The sequence below is a fragment of the Streptococcus sp. 20925_1_22 genome, assembly GCF_041431685.1.
GTDB lineage: Bacteria > Bacillota > Bacilli > Lactobacillales > Streptococcaceae > Streptococcus.
In genome coordinates this window covers 167,649-189,930 of the sequence record NZ_JAPVYE010000004.1, presented here as the reverse complement: position 1 = coordinate 189,930, position 22,282 = coordinate 167,649, and the positions used below count along the sequence as shown (strand labels likewise).

At 41.8% G+C, this 22,282-nt stretch carries 23 protein-coding genes, 1 pseudogene and 1 riboswitch; of the genes and pseudogenes, 5 read left to right on the top strand and 19 right to left on the bottom strand.

Features of this window, described 5'->3' with window-relative positions:
• Positions 1-89 precede the first annotated feature (89 nt).
• The 11 genes from O3621_RS06945 to O3621_RS06895 form a co-directional block, all read right to left on the bottom strand.
• Positions 90-2,021, bottom strand: coding sequence for a beta-glucoside-specific PTS transporter subunit IIABC (locus tag O3621_RS06945; RefSeq protein WP_268697532.1), 1,932 nt, complete (start codon positions 2,019-2,021; stop codon positions 90-92).
• A gap of 274 nt (positions 2,022-2,295) precedes the next feature.
• A complete protein-coding gene (locus O3621_RS06940; RefSeq protein WP_371513976.1) occupies positions 2,296-3,567 on the bottom strand; it encodes a TRZ/ATZ family protein in 1,272 nt (423 codons plus the stop codon).
• A gap of 136 nt (positions 3,568-3,703) precedes the next feature.
• Entirely contained in the window at positions 3,704-4,414 is a 711-nt protein-coding gene (locus O3621_RS06935) for a methionine ABC transporter permease (RefSeq protein ID WP_002910662.1), read from the bottom strand.
• Entirely contained in the window at positions 4,404-5,432 is a 1,029-nt protein-coding gene (locus tag O3621_RS06930) for a methionine ABC transporter ATP-binding protein (protein ID WP_260468639.1), read from the bottom strand. Before O3621_RS06930 ends, O3621_RS06935 begins: the two co-directional genes overlap by 11 nt.
• A 154-nt stretch (positions 5,433-5,586) precedes the next feature.
• Positions 5,587-6,426 carry a MetQ/NlpA family ABC transporter substrate-binding protein gene (locus tag O3621_RS06925; protein ID WP_371513975.1) on the bottom strand — a complete coding sequence of 280 codons (840 nt, stop codon included), beginning with the start codon at positions 6,424-6,426 and terminating at the stop codon, positions 5,587-5,589.
• Positions 6,427-6,584: 158 nt separating this feature from the next.
• A complete protein-coding gene (msrB, locus tag O3621_RS06920) occupies positions 6,585-7,520 on the bottom strand; it encodes a peptide-methionine (R)-S-oxide reductase MsrB (RefSeq protein ID WP_227964072.1) in 936 nt (311 codons plus the stop codon).
• Positions 7,521-7,619: 99 nt separating this feature from the next.
• Positions 7,620-7,916 carry a hypothetical protein gene (locus tag O3621_RS06915; RefSeq protein ID WP_223312646.1) on the bottom strand — a complete coding sequence of 99 codons (297 nt, stop codon included), beginning with the start codon at positions 7,914-7,916 and terminating at the stop codon, positions 7,620-7,622.
• Positions 7,897-8,289 (bottom strand): hypothetical protein, encoded by a 393-nt coding sequence (locus O3621_RS06910; protein WP_223312647.1) that lies wholly within the window; start codon positions 8,287-8,289, stop codon positions 7,897-7,899. Before O3621_RS06910 ends, O3621_RS06915 begins: the two co-directional genes overlap by 20 nt.
• A complete protein-coding gene (locus O3621_RS06905) occupies positions 8,274-9,608 on the bottom strand; it encodes a cutinase family protein (protein ID WP_223313520.1) in 1,335 nt (444 codons plus the stop codon). The genes O3621_RS06910 and O3621_RS06905 overlap by 16 nt, the downstream gene beginning before the upstream one ends.
• Positions 9,605-10,000, bottom strand: coding sequence for a DUF1310 family protein (locus O3621_RS06900; protein ID WP_128834613.1), 396 nt, complete (start codon positions 9,998-10,000; stop codon positions 9,605-9,607). Before O3621_RS06900 ends, O3621_RS06905 begins: the two co-directional genes overlap by 4 nt.
• Before the next feature lie 339 nt (positions 10,001-10,339).
• Positions 10,340-11,278, bottom strand: coding sequence for a dihydroorotate oxidase (locus tag O3621_RS06895; RefSeq protein ID WP_227964071.1), 939 nt, complete (start codon positions 11,276-11,278; stop codon positions 10,340-10,342).
• A 352-nt stretch (positions 11,279-11,630) separates the two neighbouring features.
• Here O3621_RS06895 and gdhA point away from each other — a divergent pair, with 352 nt between their 5' ends.
• The 3 genes and pseudogenes from gdhA to O3621_RS06880 all read left to right on the top strand — a co-directional run.
• Positions 11,631-12,977 carry an NADP-specific glutamate dehydrogenase gene (gdhA, locus tag O3621_RS06890; protein ID WP_125408775.1) on the top strand — a complete coding sequence of 449 codons (1,347 nt, stop codon included), beginning with the start codon at positions 11,631-11,633 and terminating at the stop codon, positions 12,975-12,977.
• 31 nt (positions 12,978-13,008) lie between these two features.
• Positions 13,009-13,494, top strand: coding sequence for a GNAT family N-acetyltransferase (locus O3621_RS06885; protein WP_125408774.1), 486 nt, complete (start codon positions 13,009-13,011; stop codon positions 13,492-13,494).
• Between the two features lie 15 nt (positions 13,495-13,509).
• Positions 13,510-13,620, top strand: a pseudogene (locus O3621_RS06880) (NADP oxidoreductase); the annotation flags it as partial.
• A gap of 95 nt (positions 13,621-13,715) precedes the next feature.
• On the opposite strand, the gene O3621_RS06875 reads toward O3621_RS06880, so the two are convergent.
• The 4 genes from O3621_RS06875 to O3621_RS06860 form a co-directional block, all read right to left on the bottom strand.
• Positions 13,716-14,084, bottom strand: coding sequence for an EXLDI protein (locus tag O3621_RS06875; protein ID WP_314450481.1), 369 nt, complete (start codon positions 14,082-14,084; stop codon positions 13,716-13,718).
• A gap of 64 nt (positions 14,085-14,148) precedes the next feature.
• Positions 14,149-15,051, bottom strand: coding sequence for a DUF2268 domain-containing protein (locus tag O3621_RS06870; protein ID WP_314450479.1), 903 nt, complete (start codon positions 15,049-15,051; stop codon positions 14,149-14,151).
• A gap of 174 nt (positions 15,052-15,225) precedes the next feature.
• Entirely contained in the window at positions 15,226-15,855 is a 630-nt protein-coding gene (locus tag O3621_RS06865) for a DUF4352 domain-containing protein (protein WP_314450477.1), read from the bottom strand.
• A gap of 22 nt (positions 15,856-15,877) precedes the next feature.
• Positions 15,878-16,741, bottom strand: a complete 864-nt coding sequence (locus O3621_RS06860) for a mechanosensitive ion channel family protein (RefSeq protein ID WP_314450475.1) — start codon at positions 16,739-16,741, stop codon at positions 15,878-15,880.
• 143 nt (positions 16,742-16,884) lie between these two features.
• Between O3621_RS06860 and sstT the strand changes: the two genes are divergently transcribed.
• On the top strand, positions 16,885-18,102 hold the full coding sequence (sstT, locus tag O3621_RS06855) for a serine/threonine transporter SstT (protein WP_314450473.1): 1,218 nt from the start codon (positions 16,885-16,887) through the stop codon (positions 18,100-18,102).
• Between the two features lie 65 nt (positions 18,103-18,167).
• Here the strand turns inward: sstT and O3621_RS06850 are convergent, their stop codons facing one another.
• The 4 genes from O3621_RS06850 to O3621_RS06835 form a co-directional block, all read right to left on the bottom strand.
• Positions 18,168-19,505 carry a sodium:alanine symporter family protein gene (locus tag O3621_RS06850; RefSeq protein WP_314450471.1) on the bottom strand — a complete coding sequence of 446 codons (1,338 nt, stop codon included), beginning with the start codon at positions 19,503-19,505 and terminating at the stop codon, positions 18,168-18,170.
• Positions 19,506-19,590: 85 nt separating this feature from the next.
• A riboswitch (glycine riboswitch) is annotated at positions 19,591-19,683 on the bottom strand.
• Positions 19,684-19,849: 166 nt separating this feature from the next.
• Complete coding sequence (gene trxA / locus O3621_RS06845) at positions 19,850-20,164, bottom strand: thioredoxin (RefSeq protein ID WP_002898369.1); 315 nt, start codon at positions 20,162-20,164, stop codon at positions 19,850-19,852.
• Positions 20,165-20,253: 89 nt separating this feature from the next.
• A complete protein-coding gene (locus O3621_RS06840; RefSeq protein WP_314449103.1) occupies positions 20,254-20,661 on the bottom strand; it encodes a polyketide cyclase in 408 nt (135 codons plus the stop codon).
• Between the two features lie 99 nt (positions 20,662-20,760).
• Positions 20,761-21,507, bottom strand: a complete 747-nt coding sequence (locus O3621_RS06835; RefSeq protein ID WP_314449102.1) for a LysR family transcriptional regulator — start codon at positions 21,505-21,507, stop codon at positions 20,761-20,763.
• Positions 21,508-21,615: 108 nt separating this feature from the next.
• Between O3621_RS06835 and O3621_RS06830 the strand changes: the two genes are divergently transcribed.
• The gene (locus tag O3621_RS06830; RefSeq protein WP_314449100.1) at positions 21,616-22,134 is read left to right on the top strand and encodes a DUF4865 family protein; all 519 of its coding nucleotides are present in this window, start codon (positions 21,616-21,618) and stop codon (positions 22,132-22,134) included.
• Positions 22,135-22,282 lie beyond the last annotated feature (148 nt).

Genomic DNA, 22,282 nt, shown 5'->3' with positions numbered 1-22,282 from the left:
AGGAAAGCGAAGCAAAAAGCAGGAGCGGGGAGAAGCGTGCTACAATCTCCAAATTGCGGCATGCTTCCACCATTCTCCTGCTTCATTTTCTATTTTTTCAATTCTAATAGCTGATTGCCGAGCTGAACTTCTCCTTTTGCAAGGACTTCAATCTGCTTATAATTAGCTGTGTTAGTAACAATGATTGGAGTTGTCACTGGATAACCAGCCTCCTTGATAGTATCGATATCAAAGCTAAGCAAAAGCTGTCCTTTCTTGACTTTAGAGCCTTGGACAACATGGGCTGTAAAGCCTTTTCCGTCAAGGGCTACTGTATCCATACCGACGTGAATCAACAGTTCTGCTCCATCATCCGTAGCTAAACCGATTGCATGGTTGGTAGGGAAGAGCAGGCGAATGACTCCATCAACAGGGGCCACTACTTCACCAACACTTGGCTCAATGGCAACTCCTTTGCCTATAGCTCCGCTGGCAAAGACTGCGTCTGGAGTATCCTCAAGAGCGATTATTTCGCCAGCTAATGGGCTTGTCACGACTTGCTCAGTAGCTCCGTCAGAGACTCTTTCGTTTTCAACATTTAAAGACGGAGTAGCATCTTTTTCAGACGGAGCACCGAAAAGGTTTGGAATCTTGACCAGCTGAGTCAGGCCAAAACCTAGCACAAAGTTTGCCACAATGGCAATGAGGAAGTGAATCAAAGTCATGCTATTGCCAGCTTCAATAAAGGATGGAATGGCAAAAAGTCCCATACCTCCCATAACCTGCATTTTGACATCAAAGAAAGCTAGATACGCACCAGTCAGCGCTCCAGAAATACAGGTCATGATAAATGGCAAGCGCATAGGGAGCGTGATCCCGTAAATAGCTGGCTCCGTCACACCAAAGAGAGATGAGATGAAAGCTGGAATCGAAAGCTGACGAACCTTATCTTCCTTGGTACGCATCATGATATTAAGCAGGGCACCTGCCTGAGCGAAACAGATCGCAATAGTGGCAACAAGGATGACCCCCGGACCTTTTTGGAGCTCCAAGATTGCTAGCGGTACCAAGCCCCAGTGAAGACCAAACATGACCAGAACCTGCCAAGCAGCCCCTAGGACGATACCGTACAGCACCGGACTAAGGTCATAGATTCCTGTAAAGAGAGCACCAACCAAATCAGAAGCCCAGCTCATAACCGGACCGATGACCAGAAAGGCCAGTGGCACTGTAATTAAAAGGGTAAAGAATGGTACGATAAAGACTTTGACAACATCGGGAATGATCTTTTTAAAGCCTTTTTCAATCTTGGCCCCAACCCAAACAGCTGTAATCACTGGAAGGACTGTTGATAGGTAGCTAGATGCAGGGAAGATAATAGGAAGACCAAAGAAAGTCGAGAAAATCGGAGACTCGATCGGTGTACCTGCAAAAAGTGTATAAAGCGGTTTTTCTGCTGTAAAACTAGCTGCGATATTTGGATAAACCAAAGCAAAACCGATAGCCAAAGCGGTAAACTGATTCATCTTGAACCGTTTAGCAGATGTAATAGCTAAAATCAAAGGAAGAAACTGGAAGATACCATCACCGGCTGCATTGAGAACAACATAAGCACCATCTGTTTTGGAAACGCCTAAGGCTGCCATAATAGCTACCACACCTTTTATCATACCAGCTGCTGACAAGGTACCAAGCATCGGCTGGAAGAGACCGGATACGAGCGCAATGAAGCGGTCAAACAGATTTCCTTCTACAGCGTCATCATCTGCATCAACACTGCCCTCACCAGAAATACCAGAAACCTTGAGCACAGTTTCATAGACATCAGGCACATGATTGCCAATAACAACTTGGTATTGACCACCAGCCTTGACAACCGTTACAACTCCGTCGCGCTTCATCAGATAGTCTGTATCTGCTTTAGATTCATCCTTTAGAGAAAAACGCAAGCGTGTCACGCAGTGTACCAGTTTTGTGATGTTGTCCTTGCCACCTACATGGGCAACAATATCCTGAGCTAATTCAGTATAGTCTTTAGCCATAATGGAACCTCCTTGTATTTTTTAGGTTAGCAGTCTGTTCCTATTCCCGGAAAATAGGGCACGAAAAAAACCTAAACACACACCAAATAGAAAGCAAGAAACTGCTTCATATCTCGTATTTGCTTAGGTTTTGCCTGCTTGACCAGTAACAATCCATAAGTCCATTATATCAGAAGCCAGAGAAATTGCAAGCGTTTTCTTAACAATTTGTCAAATTTTATAAAAACAAATGGAAGCAAGGCTTGTTCCTCACTTCCATTTTAAGCTTTTACACTTACACAAAATTTCCTACATCAACGGTCAGCACTTGGCCATTTCGGACAACCTGCTGCCCTGCAATGTAGACATCCTGAACATCGCTGCCCTTGACTGCGTATACTAGATGAGACAGCATATTTTCCAAAGGATAGAGATGAAGCCGTCCCTTAGGCTGAATGACAATGAAATCGGCTTGCTTGCCCGCTTCCAGACTACCGATTTTGTTATCCAATCCCAACGCCTTGGCTCCTTCAATAGTCAAAGCTTTCAAGGCCTGCTCAATCGTAAACTGGGTTGCATCGCCTGCCCGCATCTTCTGAAGGAGAGCAGCTGTCCGGCCTTCTTCAAACATGTCCAGATTATTATTGGAAGCGACAGAGTCTGTCGCTAAGCCAACGGTCACCCCAGCGGCTAGTAAGTCGGTCACCGGAGCTACACCGGAAGCCAGCTTGAGGTTGCTGATAGGATTGTGGGCGATGCTGACTGGTGAAGCCGCCAAATCCGCAATCTCTGACGGATTCAGTTCAACTCCGTGAGCAAAAATTGCTGGCTGCTCCAAGTAATCCAAACCCTTTAAGAAAGCCAGAGGCCGTTTGCCATAGCGCTCCAGTATGATTTTATTTTCATCCTGTGTCTCCGCCACATGGATATGAAGCTTCAAATCCAGTTCACGCGCTAGCTCAAGACTGCCCTTGAGCAACTCTTCGTCACAGGCATAAGGCGAATGAGGCGCCACCATAACCTGAAAATCTTCATCGTCATAGGAGAGGATTTTCTCAATAATGGCCTGAGTACGAGCCAGAGTCTCTTCTGCAGTTTCCGCCTCTGAGCTAAAGAGGGTTGGTGAGAAATAGCAGCGCATACCAGACTGCCGCACAGTTTGATAAATCCGGTCAATCTCTACTCCCTGAGGATTATACATGTCGTTAAAAGTTGTTGTTCCTGACAGCAGCATTTCAGCCAGAGCCAGCTGGACAGCCTGGGTCGTTAGATCCGATGTGAACTGACTTTCTGCCGGCCAGATATAGTCCTCTAGCCATTCATGCAGATTACTGTCATCACGAATCCCGCGTAGCAAGGTCATGGCCGAGTGAGTATGACAGTTGACCAGCCCTGGCATGATCCAAGTACCTTCATAATCCACTGTTTCACTACATTTCCCTAGCCAGCTTTCATCATAGGGACCACAGTAGGCAATGCGGTCGTCCTCAATCACCAATAGCCCTTCCCGGTAAACATGAAATTGGCTGTCACAGGTCACCAGATTGACATTTGTATAAGCTTTCATCCGCCATATCCTCACTTTCCCAATACTTGGCTTCAAGAGATTTTAGCTATTATAACAAGCCTAATCTAATTGCGCAAGTCTTTTTATACAATTATGGCATTAAAAAGAGCCCCATATGGAGCTCTCCAAAACCAACTTAACGTTTATCAACTTTCTTAGTAACGAAGTCACCAAGAATTTGAATAATAAATACCAATATCAAAATACAAACTGTTGATACAAAAATAACATCTTGCATATTCCGAGTAAAGCCAACTTGATAAGCAAGGTTACCAAGACCACCTGCACCAATTACCCCAGCAATAGCAGTTGACCCTACTAGAGCAATAGCAGTTACAGTAATACCAGAAACAAGTGCAGGTAAAGATTCTGGAATTAGCACTTTCCAAATGACCTGAAAAGTATTAGCTCCCATAGATTCTGCAGCCTCAATGACGCCAGACGGTATTTCATTTAGAGCAATAGAAACTAAGCGGGCATAAAATGGAGCCGCGCTGATAACCAGAGTTGGAATGGCGCCTTCCGGACCAATAATTGTTCCCATGATTGAACGAGTAAAAGGAATCAATAAGACCAAAAGGATGATAAAAGGAATGGAACGAAATACGTTAATAATCCCTGCCAGTAAAAAATTAACAAACCTGTTGGCTAGAACTTTGTTAGGACCTGTAAGATAGAGAAATAATCCCAAAATCAATCCTATAACAAAGACATAAAATGTTGATACCAGAGTCATATACAAGGTCTCTTGAATAGCAACAATTAAATTTTCCCAAACAACATTTTTAAAACTCAACATTTCGTTCAGGAGAGCCAAGAACCCTCTTTGTTCTACACTAGCGAACATTATCTAACACCTCCACACTGACACCAGCCTGACGGAAACGATCCAGAACTTCGTGTGTCTTTTCTTCATTTTCTTCGACCACAATAACCATGGAGCCCAACGGGCCTTTTTGGGTTACATTGACTTTGGCTTGCAGAATCGTAATCGTAGCATCCAAATCCCGAATAACGTTCGAAAGCATGCCTTCTGCTGTCTTATCTCCCAGATATTGGATGCGAACCAGAGTTCCAGATTTTAGCGATTTTTCTAGATGATGATAGACATGTGTCAGGTCATCTTCCGCAAATTCTTCTCCGACAAACTGTTTGGTGATTTCCTGCTGAGGATTCTTAAAGACATCAATGACTTGCCCTTCTTCGACTACACGCCCATTCTCCATAACGGCAACCTTATGGCAAATCTGACTGACCACATGCATCTCATGGGTAATCATAATAATAGTCAGTCCAAGTTTCTTATTGATATCCACTAGAAGTCTCAGTATATCATCGGTTGTTTTAGGATCTAATGCACTCGTTGCCTCATCACAAAGAAGAACTTCTGGGTTATTAGCTAATGCACGAGCGATCCCTACACGCTGTTTCTGACCACCAGATAATTGAGCTGGATATGATTTTTCTCGCCCTTTTAAACCTACTAACTCGATCAACTCATTGACACGTTTAAGACGATCATCCTTAGGAACTCCCGCAACTTCCAGCGGAAAGGCAATGTTTTGCTCCACTGTTCGAGACCAGAGCAAATTGAAATGCTGGAAAATCATCGCAATCTTTTTACGTGCTTCTAACAAGTCTTTCCGTTTCAGGCTGCTAATATTTTTATCGTTAATGGTTACAGTACCTTTGCTAACCGTTTCAAGACCATTCAGCAAGCGAACTAAAGTGCTCTTTCCTGCGCCAGAAAAGCCTATAATCCCATAAATCTCACCTGTTTGGATATCTAGTGAAACATCATCAACAGCCTTTACCAAACCTTGCTTGGTATGGTAATACTTAGATACATTCTCAATACGAATCATTATTAGTCCTTTCATTTTTTCATGATGCGCAATCATTCATTTTCTTACATAGAGTGGATAAAATAGCTTATTCTATGAAAAAAACGAACTTAGGAGGAAATCTGTGCTTGATGTAAGTCAGAGTCGCCTCCAAGCGTTCGTCTTTTATATCTCATTATTTTGCTGGAATAACTGATCCGTCCTTGTATTTATCCTTGATGAATTTTTGAATCTCATCACCTTGCAATACCTTAATCAACGCTTTGATTTTTTCGGAATCTTTGTCAGCTGGTCTAACAGCAATCAAATTTGCATATGGTGATTCACTATCCTCAAGAGCAATAGAGTCCTTGACTGGAGAAAGCTTCGCATCAATAGCAAAGTTTGAGTTGATAATAACTGCATCTCCTTCATCATTGTTATAGGTTTGTACCAACAATTCTGGAGCAATCTCTGTTTTGATCTGGATATTCTTTGGATTTTCAACAATATCTTTCAACTGAGCATCGACTGGATCTACCCCATCTTTAATCTTCATCAAACCATTTTTGACAAAAAGATCAATAAAGCGACCTACTTCAGCAGGATTGGTTGAAGCATATACTACAGCATCGTTTGGCAAATCTTTGATAGACTTGTATTTCTTAGAATATAACGCCATTGGCTCAATATGAACATTCCCCACACTTACCAAATTTTCATTATTCTCTTTGTTAAATTTATTCAAGTAGGGAGTATGCTGGAAGAAGTTTGCATCTGCGTCACCATCAAAGACTAGTTTATTAGGTGTCACATAATCATTGACAATTTTAACTTCTAAATCATAGCCCTCTTTTTTCAAAATCGGTTTAGCCGCTTCCAAAATCTCAGCATGAGGTGCTGGCGAAGCAACTACCAAGATTTTTTTATCATCACTAGCAGCATCTTTATTTTTTGCACCTCCGCCGCAAGCTGCCAAACCCAAGGCTGCAAGGCCGACTAAGCCTACTGAAAAGATTTTTTTCAAATTCATCATTTATTCTCCTTTAATGGATAAAATTCTAAATCTTCTATTTTATAAGATTACTTCTCATTTTACCATGTTAAAGGAGACTTGGCTTATATAAATAATTTATCGCCGTGATAAAAAAATTATATAACGATTTGAAGCATTTGAGTTGATTTTATGCCCTTTTACTGCATGAAGGTCAGCAGATAGCCATATCCTTCTGCTTCCATTTTTTCTTTCGGAATAAATCGCAGAGCTGCTGAGTTGATGCAGTAGCGCAAGCCGCCTGCTGCTTCTGGACCGTCAGTGAAGACATGGCCCAGATGGGCATTACCAGAACGGCTGCGCACTTCAATCCGCTCCATGCCATGACTCTTGTCTTCATAGTATTTTAGAACATCTCTGGCAATCGGCCGGCTAAAGCTAGGCCAGCCGCAGCCAGATTCAAACTTGTCTCCAGCAAAAAAGAGGGGCTCACCAGTCGTCACATCTACATAAATTCCTTCTTCAAAAGTGGCATTGTAGGCATTATGGAAAGGGCGCTCTGTCGCACTATGCTGGGTCACCTGATACTGCTCTTCCGTCAGCTGCTCTTTTAGTTCCGCATCTGTAGGTTTCTCGTATGGGCTAGGATCGACCAAGGGCTGATAGGCATCATTGACATTGATATGACAGTAGCCACCGGGATTTTTTTTGAGATAATCCTGATGATAGTCCTCAGCTAGGACATAGTGGCGCAAAGGTTCTAGCTCAACAGCAATCTTTTGTCCCAGCTGCTTTTCCTGCTCAGCAAAGACCTGCTCAATGACCGCCTTATCGGCTTGATCCGTATAGTAAACGCCCGTCCGATACTGACGCCCCACATCATTTCCCTGCTTATTGACCGACAGAGGATCAATAACTCGGAAATAATAGAGCAGGATTTCCCGCAGGCTGACTCGCTTTTCATTATAGATTAGATGAACTGTTTCTGCATGGTCCGTCTGGTGAATCAGCTGGTAGTTGGTTGTTTCTACTTGTCCATTGGCGTAGCCCACTGTCGTTTCCTCCACACCCTCAATGCGAGAAAAGTACTCTTCCAATCCCCAGAAGCATCCACCTGCTAAATAAATTTCTGCCATAAAAGCACCTCATTTCTTTGCGTCTATTTTCTCATAAAAGGAGTAAATTTTATAGTGATTCAACTCAAAAATGATTTCTGCTACTGACTATAACCACTATTATACAGGCAGAATCTCATCATATTTATTTTTTTGCTCACCGACAACTTGCTTCACTTTTTTAGCCATAGCACCCATCATACTTTCTGAAGTATCTAATTTATTATATAGATTTTCAATCGTTTCTTTTGTTGATTTAGCAGCCTTTCTTATTTCGTCTTCACCTGCTTTCTTAATCTTTTCTTTCTCTGCCTTCATCATCGGCACCCAAAAGAGCTTAATGCGATTTGTTTCAAGCTTCTTCATGAAATCCTTGGTATCGCCAAAGGCATTCAGTTCACTCAAAGGTTTTTGCATATTCTCTCCTCAATTCTTCAATATCTTCTTCATATAAGGCTCGTTTTTTATAAAAAGCTTCTCGCAAATCTTCCTCTTCTACTTCTAACTTTCCTTGTTCTATTTTATGAGCAAGTTCAGTCTCATCTAAAAATTCAGTCAGTTTATTGTAATAACCATTTAGAAATGAAGAATCTGATACTTTCATGGTTCTCACAAATTGACGAGCTTGTTCAGCTTCTTGATTAATCAAAGTCGTTCTGAAACGAAAGATTTCATCAATATCATTCCATTTATTAGCAAGCTCTCGCTTATTTCTCCGATAGAAGATTTCTAGCTCCTCTAACTCACTCTCTTTCGCTCTTAACGAACGATAAATCAAATCTTGCTCCATTGATTAAAATCTCCTGCTAATTGGGCATCCTCTTCTGTCATTTTTTTGATCGCACTTTCGATGTCTGATCGGACATTTGAAAAAGCAGTGGCAATAGCTGTTGCTTTTGTAACCTCAGCATCAAAATGACTACGTAAAGGTTCCACGATATCCGTCTTACTGACACCCTCACTAATTAAAATTGTCTCAATCTCGCCAGCACTCAAGGCAGTACAGGTTGTTTCTAAAGCTGTTTTAGATAAATCATAAAAATTTTCCATCTGCATTATAGCCTCATTCCTTGCTAGACTAATTCTTGTCAAACCTGCTTGAGCAGCACTATCCAGACCAGAAGCAATAATTGAAGATTGTTCACTATCTAAAAAAATTTTCTCATTACTAGAGTAACCATCTGAAGCAAGGGTGTTTTTATGCCTTTCAAATGCAGATAGTTGTATAGCAACAAGTTCTTTTATTGGTTGCATTTCTGTGCTTGTTTTGAGTATAATATTTCCCTTTTCATCCAATTGATAACCGTTAGTCATGTGTTGACCAACAAAGCCTACCTCTCTACTCTCTACAAAGTGAACAATTCCAACTGATCCATCACTTCCTTTCTCAATCTTTCTGCCTACCATGCTAATCATATCTTTTGGATCAGCATAGTTCTTTATCCTATCTTTAATCAAATCAACAGTTTCTCGTTGCTTATCACTTAAAATCCCATAGACATTGGGGCCATTATAGATATAAGCTTTCTGGATTCTCTTAATATTCTCAGGTGATAAATCAGCCATTGAATATTGGGCATCCATAGAGCCTAGTGAGTGGCCATAAATATTAATCTTAGCATTTGGATATTTTTCCATAATATCCTTTAAGGCTCTCGAGGAGGCTTTCAATTGTCCCGTTGAACGGTCGTTACTAAGAAAAGAAGGTTTACTTTCTTGATACCATACACGAAGAGCAAGGAGAGCATCATTTTCTATCCAATCATTCCATACATCTCCAGGATTGGTCCCTATTTTATCTGGAGCGGTTGAGCCACGAAAAAGAACGGTTACTTCCTGAACTTGCTCAGCTGGAACTTCTGGATTATCAACTACAGCATAGACTTGCTCACCAGCACCAGAAGTCGTTGTCACAACTGGATTGATGATTGATGATTCTGGAGTTCCATAATAAGAAGGAAGAGCAACGTGACCAGTATTATCGTAAACTTGAGAGACTGTGCCAACACTTCTATCATACTGATCTTTTACTTCACGATTAAGAGAATTATCGTTATATTCAGTCATAGCCGTCTGAAGATTTTGTTCATTCACATATTTTTTGCTCATTTAACATTTTCCTTTAACAAAGCTGATAATTTAGGTGATACGGTATATCCATATGTTTCATACTCTCCATTGTCATTTTTTATCAATCCAAAATGAAAGTCCAACTCTTTATTGTTATTAAAATACAATCGAACCATCAGTCCCCCCATCGGATTATATTCTAATGTCTCAGTATCAATTTCATAAGATTGAATAACTCCTTCTCTGGTTAGAGCATTAGGATCATTCGCTCTCATATGTTCTTCATAAACCTTTCTTGCTTCTTTACTAGTTGCAATGCGTATCATTTCCTGTTTCTTCTGATGTTGGTACATACCAAATCCTCCTACTACTATCCCAATAACTGCTAGAATGCTAAACAAAACTATCAACCATCTTCTTGTGCTTTTCATAATTCCTCCTTCATGATATTAAATATTTAGTTTAATTTGTAACTTGCTACCTTACTTCTATTATACTATAAATAGATTACATAGAAAATATTTCCGCAACAGTTATTTACCTCTCTGTAATATTTTTCTTAAATTTTCCAAAATTTAGAGGAGCTTTTATAATGAACTGAATGATATGATTCATCTTCATTATTTATTTTACTCGTAGTGTAATACAATTTTAAAATATCTTTAAAAAGCGGAGGTTAGTAGTTCTCAGATATTACCGTTGCCTTAAAAAAGATTGAAGAAAGTCTTCAAATATGGAGCTTTCTTCAATCTTAAACAGTCGTATTTTAATTACTCCTCAATATACTTCAATTTCCCTCGGAAATCTTCCAGATTTTTATAGCCTTTTTCTTCCATAATAGCCCTGAGTTCTGAGGTGATGCGTTCGAAGGCTGCCACTCCTTCTTTATGAAGGGTTGTTCCTACCTGTACCATACTGGCTCCACAGAGGATATGCTCAAAGGCATCTCGCCCCGTCAGGACACCACCAGTACCAATGATTTGGATTTCTGGTTTCAGGCGTTGATAAAAAGCATGGACATTGGCCAGAGCGGTCGGCTTGATGTACTGACCTCCGATACCTCCAAAACCATTTTTCGGACGAATGACCACTGACTCATCTTCTATATAAAGGCCGTTTCCGATCGAGTTTACACAATTGACAAACTTAAGAGGATATTTGTTAAAAATCTCAGCGGCCTGGTCAAAATGCACGATGTCAAAATAAGGAGGCAGTTTGATACCCAGCGGTTTGGTAAAATAAGCAAAAACCTCTGACAAGATTTTTTCCGTCGTTTCAAAATCATAAGCAATCTGTGGCTTGCCAGGGACATTGGGGCAGGAGAGATTGAGCTCAGTAATGCCTTTAAAGTCACTTGCCTGCACTTTCTTAAGAATGGTGTGAGTTTCTTCTGGCGACATACCGACTAAAGAGAGGAAGAAGGTCCGGTTCGGTTCGCTTTCCTGGAGTTCCAGCAGGTAGTCAAGATAGTAGTCCAAACCATTGTTGGGCAGGCCCATGGAGTTGATAGACCCCAGCGGAACATCCTGATAGCGCGGTTCTGGGTTTCCCTGACGAAATTCCAGCGTCGCTGTCTTGGTCACAAACGTTCCCGCAGCAGAATCTTTGACTTCCGCCAGTTCCTCTTTTGTCATGCAGGCAACCCCAGCTGCATTCATCAGGCAGTTGTCAAATGCAAAACCAGCAATCTGTGTATATGTAGAAACCATAGTAAAACGCTCCTTTTTCTTCTGAAGGCGAGTGCCCTTAGCTCATTTCCTCTATTATATCACCAAACTCCACTTTTTCGTTTTTTAAACCGGCAATTCCTGACTAACGTTAGGAAAACATCCCGTTCGATCAGCTATTTTCTGGAATATTTCAGAAAACAAATTGTGGAAATTTTTAGAAAATTCAACTTTTTTCTTTACAAGATAAAAAAAGTCTGCTATAATGTTCCATGTAATAAAATATGACATCTAAAAGATGCCTGTTTTAAAAATTTAAACACATCCTCGTCACACAAGCTGCAAGCAGCTTCCGACAGGATGGTTTACTATTTTATTTAAAGGAGAATGACAGATGACAACTGCTAAAGAATATATCCAAAGCACTTTCGAGACCGTAAAAGCCCGCAACGGACACGAGGCAGAATTCCTCCAAGCTGTTGAAGAGTTTCTCAATACTCTGGAGCCCGTTTTTGAAAAACACCCAGAATACATCGAAGAAAACATCCTAGCGCGTATTACTGAGCCTGAACGTGTAATCAGCTTCCGTGTTCCTTGGGTAGACCGCGAAGGTAACGTACAAGTCAACCGCGGTTACCGCGTACAATTTAACTCAGCAGTTGGCCCTTATAAAGGCGGACTTCGTTTCCACCCAACTGTAAACCAAGGTATCTTGAAATTCCTCGGATTTGAGCAAATCTTTAAAAATGTTTTGACTGGCCTGCCAATCGGTGGTGGTAAAGGTGGATCTGACTTTGATCCTAAAGGTAAAACTGATGCTGAAGTGATGCGCTTCTGCCAAAGCTTTATGACAGAATTGCAAAAACACATCGGCCCATCTCTTGACGTTCCAGCTGGTGATATCGGTGTCGGCGGACGTGAAATCGGCTACCTCTATGGCCAATACAAACGCCTTAACCAATTCGATGCTGGTGTCTTGACTGGTAAACCTCTTGGCTTTGGTGGCAGCTTGATCCGTCCAGAAGCAACAGGCTACGGCTTGGTTTACTATACCGAAGAAATGCTCAAAGCTAACGGCCAAAGCTTTGCTGGCAAGAAGGTGGTTATTTCCGGTTCTGGTAACGTAGCTCAATACGCTCTTCAAAAAGCAACTGAGCTGGGAGCAACTGTTATCTCTGTTTCTGACTCAAACGGTTATGTCATCGATGAAAATGGTATTGACTTTGATCTTTTGGTTGATGTTAAAGAAAAACGCCGTGCTCGTTTGACTGAATATGCAGCTGAGAAACCAACTGCTACATACCATGAAGGTTCTGTATGGTCTTACGCTGGTAACTATGATATTGCTCTGCCATGTGCGACTCAAAATGAAATCAATGGCGAAGCCGCTAAACGCTTGGTTGCTCAAGGTGTTATCTGTGTATCTGAAGGTGCCAACATGCCTAGCGACCTGGATGCTATCGCTGTTTACAAAGAAAATGGTATCTTCTACGGACCTGCCAAAGCTGCCAACGCTGGTGGTGTAGCTGTATCCGCATTGGAAATGAGCCAAAACAGCCTTCGTCTGTCATGGACTCGCGAAGAAGTTGACGGCCGCCTCAAGGACATCATGACAAACATCTTCAACACAGCTAAGACTACCGCTGAAACTTACGGACTTGGCAAAGACTACCTAGCTGGTGCTAACATTGCTGCTTTCGAAAACGTAGCCAACGCTATGATTGCCCAAGGTATTGTTTAACTAGTCGATACATCCTATCGGAGGACAAATCATGAACTTACGGCCAATGGAAGTGAGAGACAATCCAGCTGTAGCGCAGCTCATTCGAGCCAGCCTAGAAGAATTCGGGCTTGACAAACCAGGAACTGTCTACTTTGATTCTCATCTAGATCATTTGGCCGACTATTATCAACATCAAGAGAGGGCAGCTTACTTTGTTCTGGAAGACGAAGGTCATCTCGTTGGCTGCGGTGGCTTTGCACCTGTGTCTGATAAAATTGCTGAATTACAAAAACTGTATGTCACTAAAAACAGTCGTGGCAAAGGTTATTCCAGTCGGCTGATAAAGCAGATATTCCAAGAAGCCCGCCTAGCAGGTTATGAACAGCTTTATCTAGAAACCACTACTGAACTGGCTACGGCCGTGGCCGTCTATCAACACTATGGTTTTACATCACTGCAACAACCACTTTCTAACGCTGCCGGCCACCCAGCTATGAATATCTGGATGATAAAATCCCTCTTATCAGATGAATAGATGTCGGTATACTCTGGCTGTCTCAAGAACATCATGACAAATATCCTCAACACAGCTAAAACTACCGCTGAAACTTACGGACTTGGCAAAGACTACCTGGCTGGCGCTAACATTGCTGCTTTCTAAAACGTAGCCAACGCTATGATTGCCCAAGGTCCTGTTTAAGTACTATTTAACTAGAACTCAAAGAAATCCGACTGCTTATAAAAGCGGTCGGATTTTTATATATCTAATTTTTCAAAAAACTTGCCTGATGACTGCTTTTCTTTTAGCTTCTCCAGCAGCTCATTCTCCAGAAAAGGACTTAGTTCGTCAAAATCTTGACAAACCTTAAAGACAGTTTCTCTGTCCAACTGGTCATAAGCTAGTTCGTAATAATCCTTCTTATGATGCCAGTTCTGGTCATAATTGACATCTGTTCGCTGATAGTAAACGATGTTTTGCTTCGGTGTCAGGTAAAGCTTCTGCGTCAGAATGCTTTTCTGATCTTTGGACAGCTTGCTACGATTGAAAATCTTGACACCTTGAAAAATCTTGTGCTCATGGATACCTTGATTTGTGACTTTTAATTCAATTCTTTTATAATGCATACTGATCCCTCCAGAAATTACCTACATTATATCAGGTTCTGGCAGATTTTCAAGCAGAAATGTGTCATTGCCAAAAGTCTTTCGTCGCCTCTAAAATCTCTTCTGCCGATGTTACTGTCGCTTCAATAATGCTCTTGCCAGTCTTTTTCAGATAGGCTTGTATCAAATGATAGCCATAAGCATAGCCCGCAGCATAAGGCATACCGATTGGTATTTGACCTTGAATCTCAGCGATTTCATCACCGTAGAGATAAGGAGCCATTTCCGCCATCCCTGTTAGCTGAAGCTGACTTGAGATGATGGGCTTTATCTCCTCTAATTGCTCTGGACTGGTTGAAGTTACCCAAGGTCCAATGAGCTCCTTGACATAGAGTTCAGCTGCAAAAGACTCTGCCAATCCTTCACTAACTACCCAGTCTGCTAATGTCGTCTGCTGATTCCATTTGATAAATTGGAAGCGGACATTGTGATTGCACTCGTGGGCTAATGCCGCCTGCACACGTGGCAAAGTATAGTCATTTGGTAGTAGACTAAGCATGAGGTAGCCTGGGATTCCACCATCTCCGCTGTAACCCTTATTGAGCTGTAGCATAGGCTTGTCTGGATTGCCCAATAAAATAGTAAAATGGTAATCTTCAACCTCTAAATCATAGCCAGCCTGTTCAAAAAGACCAATACTCCTTTTGATGGTATCCTGGCAGTCTTGCCAGAGTTGATCAGAGCTCAGAGAGTCGATAGCTGGTCTATCCTTTTCCGACAGAGTTCCAGGCATCTGATTCATAAAGCCAAGTAGAAATAGAGCATCAAATCCTCCAGGATACTTCGCTTTTAAAGGAATGTGCTGAGTTTGGTATTTAGGAGCAAATGGAGCGAGTATTTTCGCTCGAAAACAGCCCTCCCTTTTATCAAATGGAAGTTCAAGCAGCTCCTGATAAACTTTATCAGAGCGAATAATATTAATTTGCATAGTGATCTCCTTTTCTAGTTTTCACTAGTATACACCCTCCCCTAAGGTTAGAGTCAAGAAAAAGATTTGAAACTTTTGTCTCAAATCCTCTTTCATCTATAACATTTGCTGCCTCCACTTTCAAATCTGGGTGCGGAAAGTAGCAAAGGTATTAGAGTAATAGGATAATTTTTCCTATTGCTCCTTCTTTTTCTCTTGCTTTGGCTTGCTTTTCTCCTTTTGCCACTTAGCATTTTCGTAGGTCACGGTATAGGTATCCTCATCGCCGCCTTCCCCGTCAAAGATTAGGTCAAAGCTGATCGACTTGCCAGGCGCCAGATTGGTGCCGATTTGGGTATTGTCAAAGGTTGAGCCGTCCAGTATATAGACATTTTCCTTCTTATCATAGAGCCCGAAGTCATAGGGACTGACAAGAATGGACTTTCTAGAAGTATTTTCAACCGTGATGGTCGCAACGACAGCTACTCCTGTCGACTCATCGCTCATGACTCGCTTGCTGTCTTCCACTGCCGAATGAACTGTCACCTTGAGTCCACTGGAAAATTCAACTGTTTTCTCAAAAGCATGGCTGGAATAGGTCTCTAAGGGCGAGTTATGATAACCTGTGAGGGACTTGAGATGGTCATTTTCCTCCATAAGGCCAATCGTGGTGATGACGAGGAGAATGCTGAGTAAGGCCAGAAGAAAGATGATAATACCAGACACCAGAGCTGCCCAAAAGAGCCCCTGCTTGTGGAGAGGACGTTTTAAACGGTAAACAAGATTGTCCTCACTGACAATCTCCTGCTGAATTCGCTGATTCATATGGACCTTTCTAAATCAATAATTACTTGCCTTTTGAAAGAGGTCCAAGCGTCGGAAGCTCAATCCCCTCTCGCAAAAGCGCCTCATGGTAAAGACGGTAGAAGATATGGTAAATAGAAATCTGCATACCTCCCTGCACTATCATGCTGATACGGAAGTTGAACTGGCCATTTGAAGCCATCTGCGGTCCCAAGACATCCGGTTCCTTGAGAATCTCTGGATGTTCTGGCACAGCTTCTTCATTAACCTTGGAAATAATGCGGTAAATCTCGTCCAAATCCGTCTGGGCATAAATGGGAATGTCAATCAGGACACGCATATCTCCACGAGACAAATTGCTGACGACCATGATATTGCGGTTTGGCACAAAATGAAGCGTTCCGTCCGCGTCCCGTACTTGCGTCGTCCGAATCCCGACACTGATTACTGTTCCAGCGATGTTGATAGGACCGTTAGTTAGACGAACATTGTCACCAACATCTAACTGGCGCTCGAGAAGAATAAAGAAACCATTGACTAGATCCGACAAGAAGCCCTGGGCTCCCATCCCGATGGCCACCCCGGCAATTCCGGCACCAGCTAAAAGGCTGGAAACCGGCAGTCCCAAGATGGATAAAACCCAGTAAATCAAGAGAAAATACAAGACATAATTAAGCAGATTCTCAATCAGACGGGTAATGGTTTTCTGTCTGGCTACATCCTGCTTGGATAGTTTGAGAGAGGGGGCAATGATCTTGGTCACTGACAAATGCAGGATTTTCTTAACGATGTAAAATAAGATAAAAAGCAGAAGTAAAGAGACCAGCTTGGAAAAAAGGTCATCTGCAATCTTGCTCCAGTCAAACTGCTGGATATAGCGGGAAAAGACATTTCCGGTCTTAGACATAGGCTACCTCCAAAAAGATTACTACCATTATACCACAAAGACCAATCAACGCGGACATAGAATGGTTAGTCCGACCTAGCATTGTTTTCACTCCCTTTCTATCGTATAATAAAATAAGTATCTAAGACAAGAAAGGAACTGACATGCTCCATCGCTTCATCACCATTTGGAATAAAACCAATCTAATCAAGCGGATTTCCATCGGTATTGGCATTGGTGTCCTGCTGGCTATCATCTTCCCCCAAGCACAAGTCATCGGACTTCTGGGCCAAATCTTCGTTGGCGGCCTCAAGGCCATCGCTCCGCTCCTAGTCTTCGCTCTAGTGGCAAACGCCCTTTCTCAGCAGCAGAAAGGACAAAAGAGCAATATGAAGACAGTCATCTTGCTCTACCTTCTGGGAACCTTTGCGGCGGCCTTGGTAGCGGTCCTGGTCAACTTCTTCTTTCCCATTAGTATAGAGTTGGCTTCGTCCTCACAAGAAGTTTCTCCACCAGACGGAATCGGACAAGTCCTCAGCAATCTTCTGCTTCAGCTGGTGGACAATCCCGTCAACGCCCTCATCACCGCGAACTACATCGGTATCCTATCCTGGGCTGTCATCTTTGGAATTGCCATGCGGGAAGCCAGCCACCACAGCAAGGAACTGCTCCAAACCTTGGCAGATATCACTTCTAAGATTGTCGAGTGGATTATCAATCTAGCCCCTCTTGGTATTTTAGGCCTGGTCTACACGACCATTTCCGGCAAAGGTTTCCAGGCTCTAAAAAGCTATGGTATCCTGCTGCTGGTCTTGATAGCCAGCATGCTGATTGTCGCTCTGGTTATTAATCCTTTGATTAGCTTTATCATGCTGTGGAAAAATCCCTATCCCTTGGTCTGGCGCTGCTTGCGAGTCAGTGGTGTGACTGCCTTTTTCACGCGCAGCTCAGCAGCTAACATCCCTGTCAATATGAAGCTTTGTCGGGATCTGGGACTCAATCCAGAAACCTTCTCAGTTTCTATCCCTCTGGGTGCTACTATCAATATGGCAGGGGCTGCCATCACTATCAATACCCTGACCTTGGCTGCTGTCAACACGCTGGGCATCAGGGTTGACTTTGGAACGGCTCTAGTTCTCAGTATTGTAGCAGCAATTTCTGCCTGCGGGGCTTCCGGCGTAGCTGGCGGTTCTCTTCTGCTCATTCCGGTCGCCTGCAGCCTCTTTGGGATTTCCAATGATTTGGCCATGCAGGTAGTCAGCGTCGGTTTCGTTATTGGTGTCATTCAGGACTCCCGCGAGACAGCCCTCAACTCTTCTACTGACGTTCTCTTTACATCTGTGGCCGATATGAGCAGCTGGCCAAAAGAAAAACGTTATTAATTTCAACATAAAACCTCTAGACTTCCATCATTACAGAAAGCTAGAGGCTTTTTTACGTGCGAAAATTAGTTCTTTCGATGCTTGTCAAAGTATTTCTTTGTTTCACTGATGACAATAGGAGAAAGCGCCAGAAGAGCGATTAAGTTGGGCAAGGCCATGAGGGCGTTGACAATATCTGCAATAATCCAGACCGCCTCCAGACCCACAAAGCCACCGAGAACAATCATAAGGACAAATAGCAGACGATAAACGCGAATATAGCGAACCCCAAAGAGAAACTCAAAGCAGCGCTCACCATAGTAGTTCCAGCCCAGGATCGTAGTAAAGGCAAAGAGAACCAGAAAGACCGAAAGCAGAACTGGACCCAAATTAGCAAAAACAGTCGCAAAGGCTGCCTGAGTCAGGGACACACCATTGAGATTGCCATCCCAGACTCCTGTGATTAAAATCGTCAAGCCTGTCAGGCTACAGATAATCAGGGTGTCGATAAAGGTTCCGGTCATGGAAATCAAGCCTTGTTCTACCGGTTCCTTGGTCCGAGCTGCCGCTGCTGCAATGGGGGCTGATCCCAAGCCAGATTCATTGGAGAAAACTCCACGCGCGACCCCGTTTTGAATTGCCATCTGGATGGTCGCACCGGCAAAGCCACCGACAGCAGCCGTCTGACTAAAAGCTGAGCTAAAGACCAGCTGGAGAGTGGGTAGCAGACGATCTAGATTGACCGCTAAGACAGTCACAGTGCCCAAGATATAAATCGCCGCCATAAAGGGCACAACCTTGGTCGATACTCGAGCAATAGACTGGATGCCGCTGAAAATAACCAGAGCTACTAAAATAGCCAAGATAGAAGCTGTCACAACTGGATGCAACTGAATGGTATTCTGCATGGCCTCTGTGATGGAATTGACCTGCGTAAAGGTCCCAATCCCCAAGAGAGCCACCAAGATACCAGCTAGGGCAAAAAAGATGGCCAGCGGGCGCCACTTCTCGCCCATCCCTAGCAAGATATAGTGCATGGGACCGCCTGCCATGGCTCCGTGAGCATCCTTGCGGCGGTACTTGATAGCCAAGAGACCTTCGGCATACTTTGTCGCCATCCCAAAGAAAGCAGCTACCCACATCCAGAAGAGAGCGCCTGGTCCACCGGTTTTAATGGCCGTTGCCACTCCGATGATATTTCCCGTTCCCACAGTCGCAGCTAGAGCTGTACAGAGAGCCGCAAAGCTAGAGACATCGCCCTGATGCTCCTCGTCTGATACAAAGATTAGCCGAAAGGCACGCGGAAGACGAAAAATCTGCAGCAAGCCCAGACGCAGACTGAGATAGATACCGGTACCAACCAGCAAAATGAGCAGGGGCGGACCCCAAACCAAAGAATCCAGACGATTCAATATTTCCAACATGATATAAGCTCCTTTTCACACCGAGAAAAAGAAAGAGCACATGCAAAACATGTACTCTGGATGTGCTGGAGTAGGGAAATCCCTGCCTCTTCGCTCTGTCCTTTTACCTGAGAGTTTGAGCGGTTCTAAACCGCCTTGCCCCTTCGGTGCCATTCATGGTCTCTCCAGAGTTCCGTCCATTTCACAGTCAGAGGCGCTCGCCTCTTTCTGAAAAACTTCGTTCGGTGTTGATTATTAATTTTCTATTATTCTAAAAGAACATTCGCTTTTTGTCAATATTTTATAAAAAATTTTAAGGATGTAAACGTTTTTTGATACAAAAAAGAAGCCCAGAGGCTTCTTACTTAGCTTAATTCGGCGATAATAGCCTTGAGCTGGTCTTTGGTATGAACACCTGCGACTTGCTTAACGACTTGACCGTCTTTCTTGAACAGAAGGGTCGGAATGGACATAATGCCAAATTCACGGGCAGTATTTGGATTTTCATCCACATCCATTTTAAGGATTTTCAATTCGTCCTCATGGACTTCCCCTGCCAACTGCTCCAAGATAGGTGCCTGCATACGGCATGGACCGCACCAAGTTGCCCAAAAGTCAATCAGAACCAGTCCGTCTTTTGTTTCTTCTGCAAATGTTGCATCTGTAACTGCTGCTACCATAAATTTTCTCCTTTAATAGCTTACTTTTGATAACATTTTACAACAAAAGCCAGAGAAAGAAAAAAATTCTCTAGCTAAGTAGAGAATTCTTATTTTTCCAAACAATTTTTTAAAATAAAAATAGATTGAGGAACATCTGAAAAAACTTGGCTTAAAAAACCCAAATGTTGCTGATCTACGCTATTTAAAGCTACGGTGTGCTTGACATTTACAGTGCCATCATCGTTCTCAATGATCTGATGACCAAAAAGGATATCTCCAAACGGGGTCGCTGTTTCATCCCAAAATTCCTCAAAGGGCTTGACAAGTGTCAGCTGATATTCCATTGGGGGCATTCCTTCGAGTTCCATCATCCCACAAGATCCTGTCTCAAATTCACCATTTAATGTAATATTTTTTAAATCTTCTTCCCAGTCATACCACTTTTCAATATTTTCATAGTAGGCCCATACATCTTCTTTTGATGCTTTTATGGTTAAACTAAAACTAAATTCCATTATAAAATCTCCTTTATATTATATACACTTATTATAAGTATATTTATGAAATTTGTCAAATGGTTTTCCTCTCTAGCATTAGCATTTCTTCTAAATGAGCTACCTGCTTTGGTTCTTCTTTTCATACTGATAAAATGGAATCAGAACGATGTCTTGGTCGTATGGCTTGATTTTCGCTCTCTTATTTAACCATTTAGGCAATAGTGCGATTCCTTTCCCGTTTTCAACTAAGCTGATAATGTTCTCAAAAGAATCAATTTCTACAACTGATTTTAAATGAGCAAACTTCATTAAGCTTTGTTTTCTAAAAGGGCAATTTTTATCTTTATTAACGAATATAGGCATTTCCTCAGTAGCCTTTATATTGCTCGAACAAGCATAAACTGACTCGATATGCCCGATAGTCTCATCATAATGCTTTAAATTTTCAATTTTTTGAAAGCAAAAAATTTTATCAAAGTCTTCCTGATGAGCAATGATTGGTATATCCGAAGTTTTTTGGATATTGATCTCACTTTTATTCAAATCAATTGTTTGTGAATTATTAATATCGTGATTGAACAATAATTCTGAAATTAAGATGGATATTTTCGAGGTTTCACATTTCTTTTTTAATTTCTCTAAATTGTTAGAAGTTTCCTTACAAAATTGATAAAATAAATCTCCACTTTCTGTCGGAATTAAACCATTATATTTTCTGTAAAATAATTTTGTATCTAATTCAGTTTCAAGCACCTTCAATCTAGCACTGAGATTAGATTGCGCATATTGTAAGATCTTTGAACTTTTGTTTATTGACCTTGTCTCATAGATTGTCACAAAAATGTTCATATCATTAAAATTCATTTAAAACACCCTATCACTTTTTATGATAATTATATCATTTTTAAGTATTATTCAATATGATATAAATCATTTATACTATCAATAGTTCATTAGAAAAGGGGTACTACAATGCAAGCAATGCAATATACTATAAAATTACCATCAGATTATGATATGGATATCATTAGACAACGTGTCCGAAATACAGGTCATTTGATGGATGGATTCGACGATTTGTTTTTCAAAGTTTATTTAATCTCTGAAGAATCTGAAGGCCAATTATTTAACAGTTACTGTCCGCTATATATTTGGAAAAATACCAACGGAATGACAAAATTCATATTTGATGGTTACTTTGATCATATTTTAAATTCGTTTGGCAGGCAAAATATTGAAATCGGAATAACTTCATCAGTCGAAATATCTGATCATTTTGACTCAAGTAAATATGCTACATTAGAAGTCATTGATATAGAAGCATCTGAAAGTTTAAAATCCTTTACCATTCACGAGCAAATGCAAAACAACGAAAGTGGCAAAGCCGTTATTTTCAATCCTGATAAATGGAAAAAATGTATCTTTACTTTTTATACCAATAAACCCGACACACAACTACCAACATTTGAAATTTTGCACATTTCACAATAAGTGCTTATGATAAGTTATAGGGAAACGCCTGAGCAAACACTTCTTCAGTATTTTGCACACTATGATAGTATACTTGCTCTTCCCAAAATTGTATGACCTTTACTGTCATCGGCTAAATGAAAAAATCGTTACGACATGTAACGATTTT

Coding starts and splice junctions, on each gene's coding strand:
- O3621_RS06850 (WP_314450471.1), bottom strand. CDS start 19,505: ATGTTGGAAATATTGAATCGTCTGGATTCTTTGGTTTGGGGTCCGCCC.
- O3621_RS06925 (WP_371513975.1), bottom strand. CDS start 6,426: ATGATGAATTTGAAAAAAATCTTTTCAGTAGGCTTAGTCGGCCTTGCA.
- O3621_RS06865 (WP_314450477.1), bottom strand. CDS start 15,855: ATGAATCAGCGAATTCAGCAGGAGATTGTCAGTGAGGACAATCTTGTT.
- O3621_RS06935 (WP_002910662.1), bottom strand. CDS start 4,414: ATGTTCGCTAGTGTAGAACAAAGAGGGTTCTTGGCTCTCCTGAACGAA.
- O3621_RS06860 (WP_314450475.1), bottom strand. CDS start 16,741: ATGTCTAAGACCGGAAATGTCTTTTCCCGCTATATCCAGCAGTTTGAC.
- O3621_RS06875 (WP_314450481.1), bottom strand. CDS start 14,084: ATGCATTATAAAAGAATTGAATTAAAAGTCACAAATCAAGGTATCCAT.
- trxA (WP_002898369.1), bottom strand. CDS start 20,164: ATGGTAGCAGCAGTTACAGATGCAACATTTGCAGAAGAAACAAAAGAC.
- O3621_RS06945 (WP_268697532.1), bottom strand. CDS start 2,021: ATGGCTAAAGACTATACTGAATTAGCTCAGGATATTGTTGCCCATGTA.
- O3621_RS06940 (WP_371513976.1), bottom strand. CDS start 3,567: ATGAAAGCTTATACAAATGTCAATCTGGTGACCTGTGACAGCCAATTT.
- O3621_RS06930 (WP_260468639.1), bottom strand. CDS start 5,432: ATGATTCGTATTGAGAATGTATCTAAGTATTACCATACCAAGCAAGGT.
- O3621_RS06910 (WP_223312647.1), bottom strand. CDS start 8,289: ATGGAGCAAGATTTGATTTATCGTTCGTTAAGAGCGAAAGAGAGTGAG.
- O3621_RS06870 (WP_314450479.1), bottom strand. CDS start 15,051: ATGCAAATTAATATTATTCGCTCTGATAAAGTTTATCAGGAGCTGCTT.
- O3621_RS06915 (WP_223312646.1), bottom strand. CDS start 7,916: ATGCAAAAACCTTTGAGTGAACTGAATGCCTTTGGCGATACCAAGGAT.
- gdhA (WP_125408775.1), top strand. CDS start 11,631: ATGACAACTGCTAAAGAATATATCCAAAGCACTTTCGAGACCGTAAAA.
- msrB (WP_227964072.1), bottom strand. CDS start 7,520: ATGGCAGAAATTTATTTAGCAGGTGGATGCTTCTGGGGATTGGAAGAG.
- O3621_RS06895 (WP_227964071.1), bottom strand. CDS start 11,278: ATGGTTTCTACATATACACAGATTGCTGGTTTTGCATTTGACAACTGC.
- sstT (WP_314450473.1), top strand. CDS start 16,885: ATGCTCCATCGCTTCATCACCATTTGGAATAAAACCAATCTAATCAAG.
- O3621_RS06885 (WP_125408774.1), top strand. CDS start 13,009: ATGAACTTACGGCCAATGGAAGTGAGAGACAATCCAGCTGTAGCGCAG.
- O3621_RS06840 (WP_314449103.1), bottom strand. CDS start 20,661: ATGGAATTTAGTTTTAGTTTAACCATAAAAGCATCAAAAGAAGATGTA.
- O3621_RS06835 (WP_314449102.1), bottom strand. CDS start 21,507: ATGAATTTTAATGATATGAACATTTTTGTGACAATCTATGAGACAAGG.
- O3621_RS06905 (WP_223313520.1), bottom strand. CDS start 9,608: ATGAGCAAAAAATATGTGAATGAACAAAATCTTCAGACGGCTATGACT.
- O3621_RS06830 (WP_314449100.1), top strand. CDS start 21,616: ATGCAAGCAATGCAATATACTATAAAATTACCATCAGATTATGATATG.
- O3621_RS06900 (WP_128834613.1), bottom strand. CDS start 10,000: ATGAAAAGCACAAGAAGATGGTTGATAGTTTTGTTTAGCATTCTAGCA.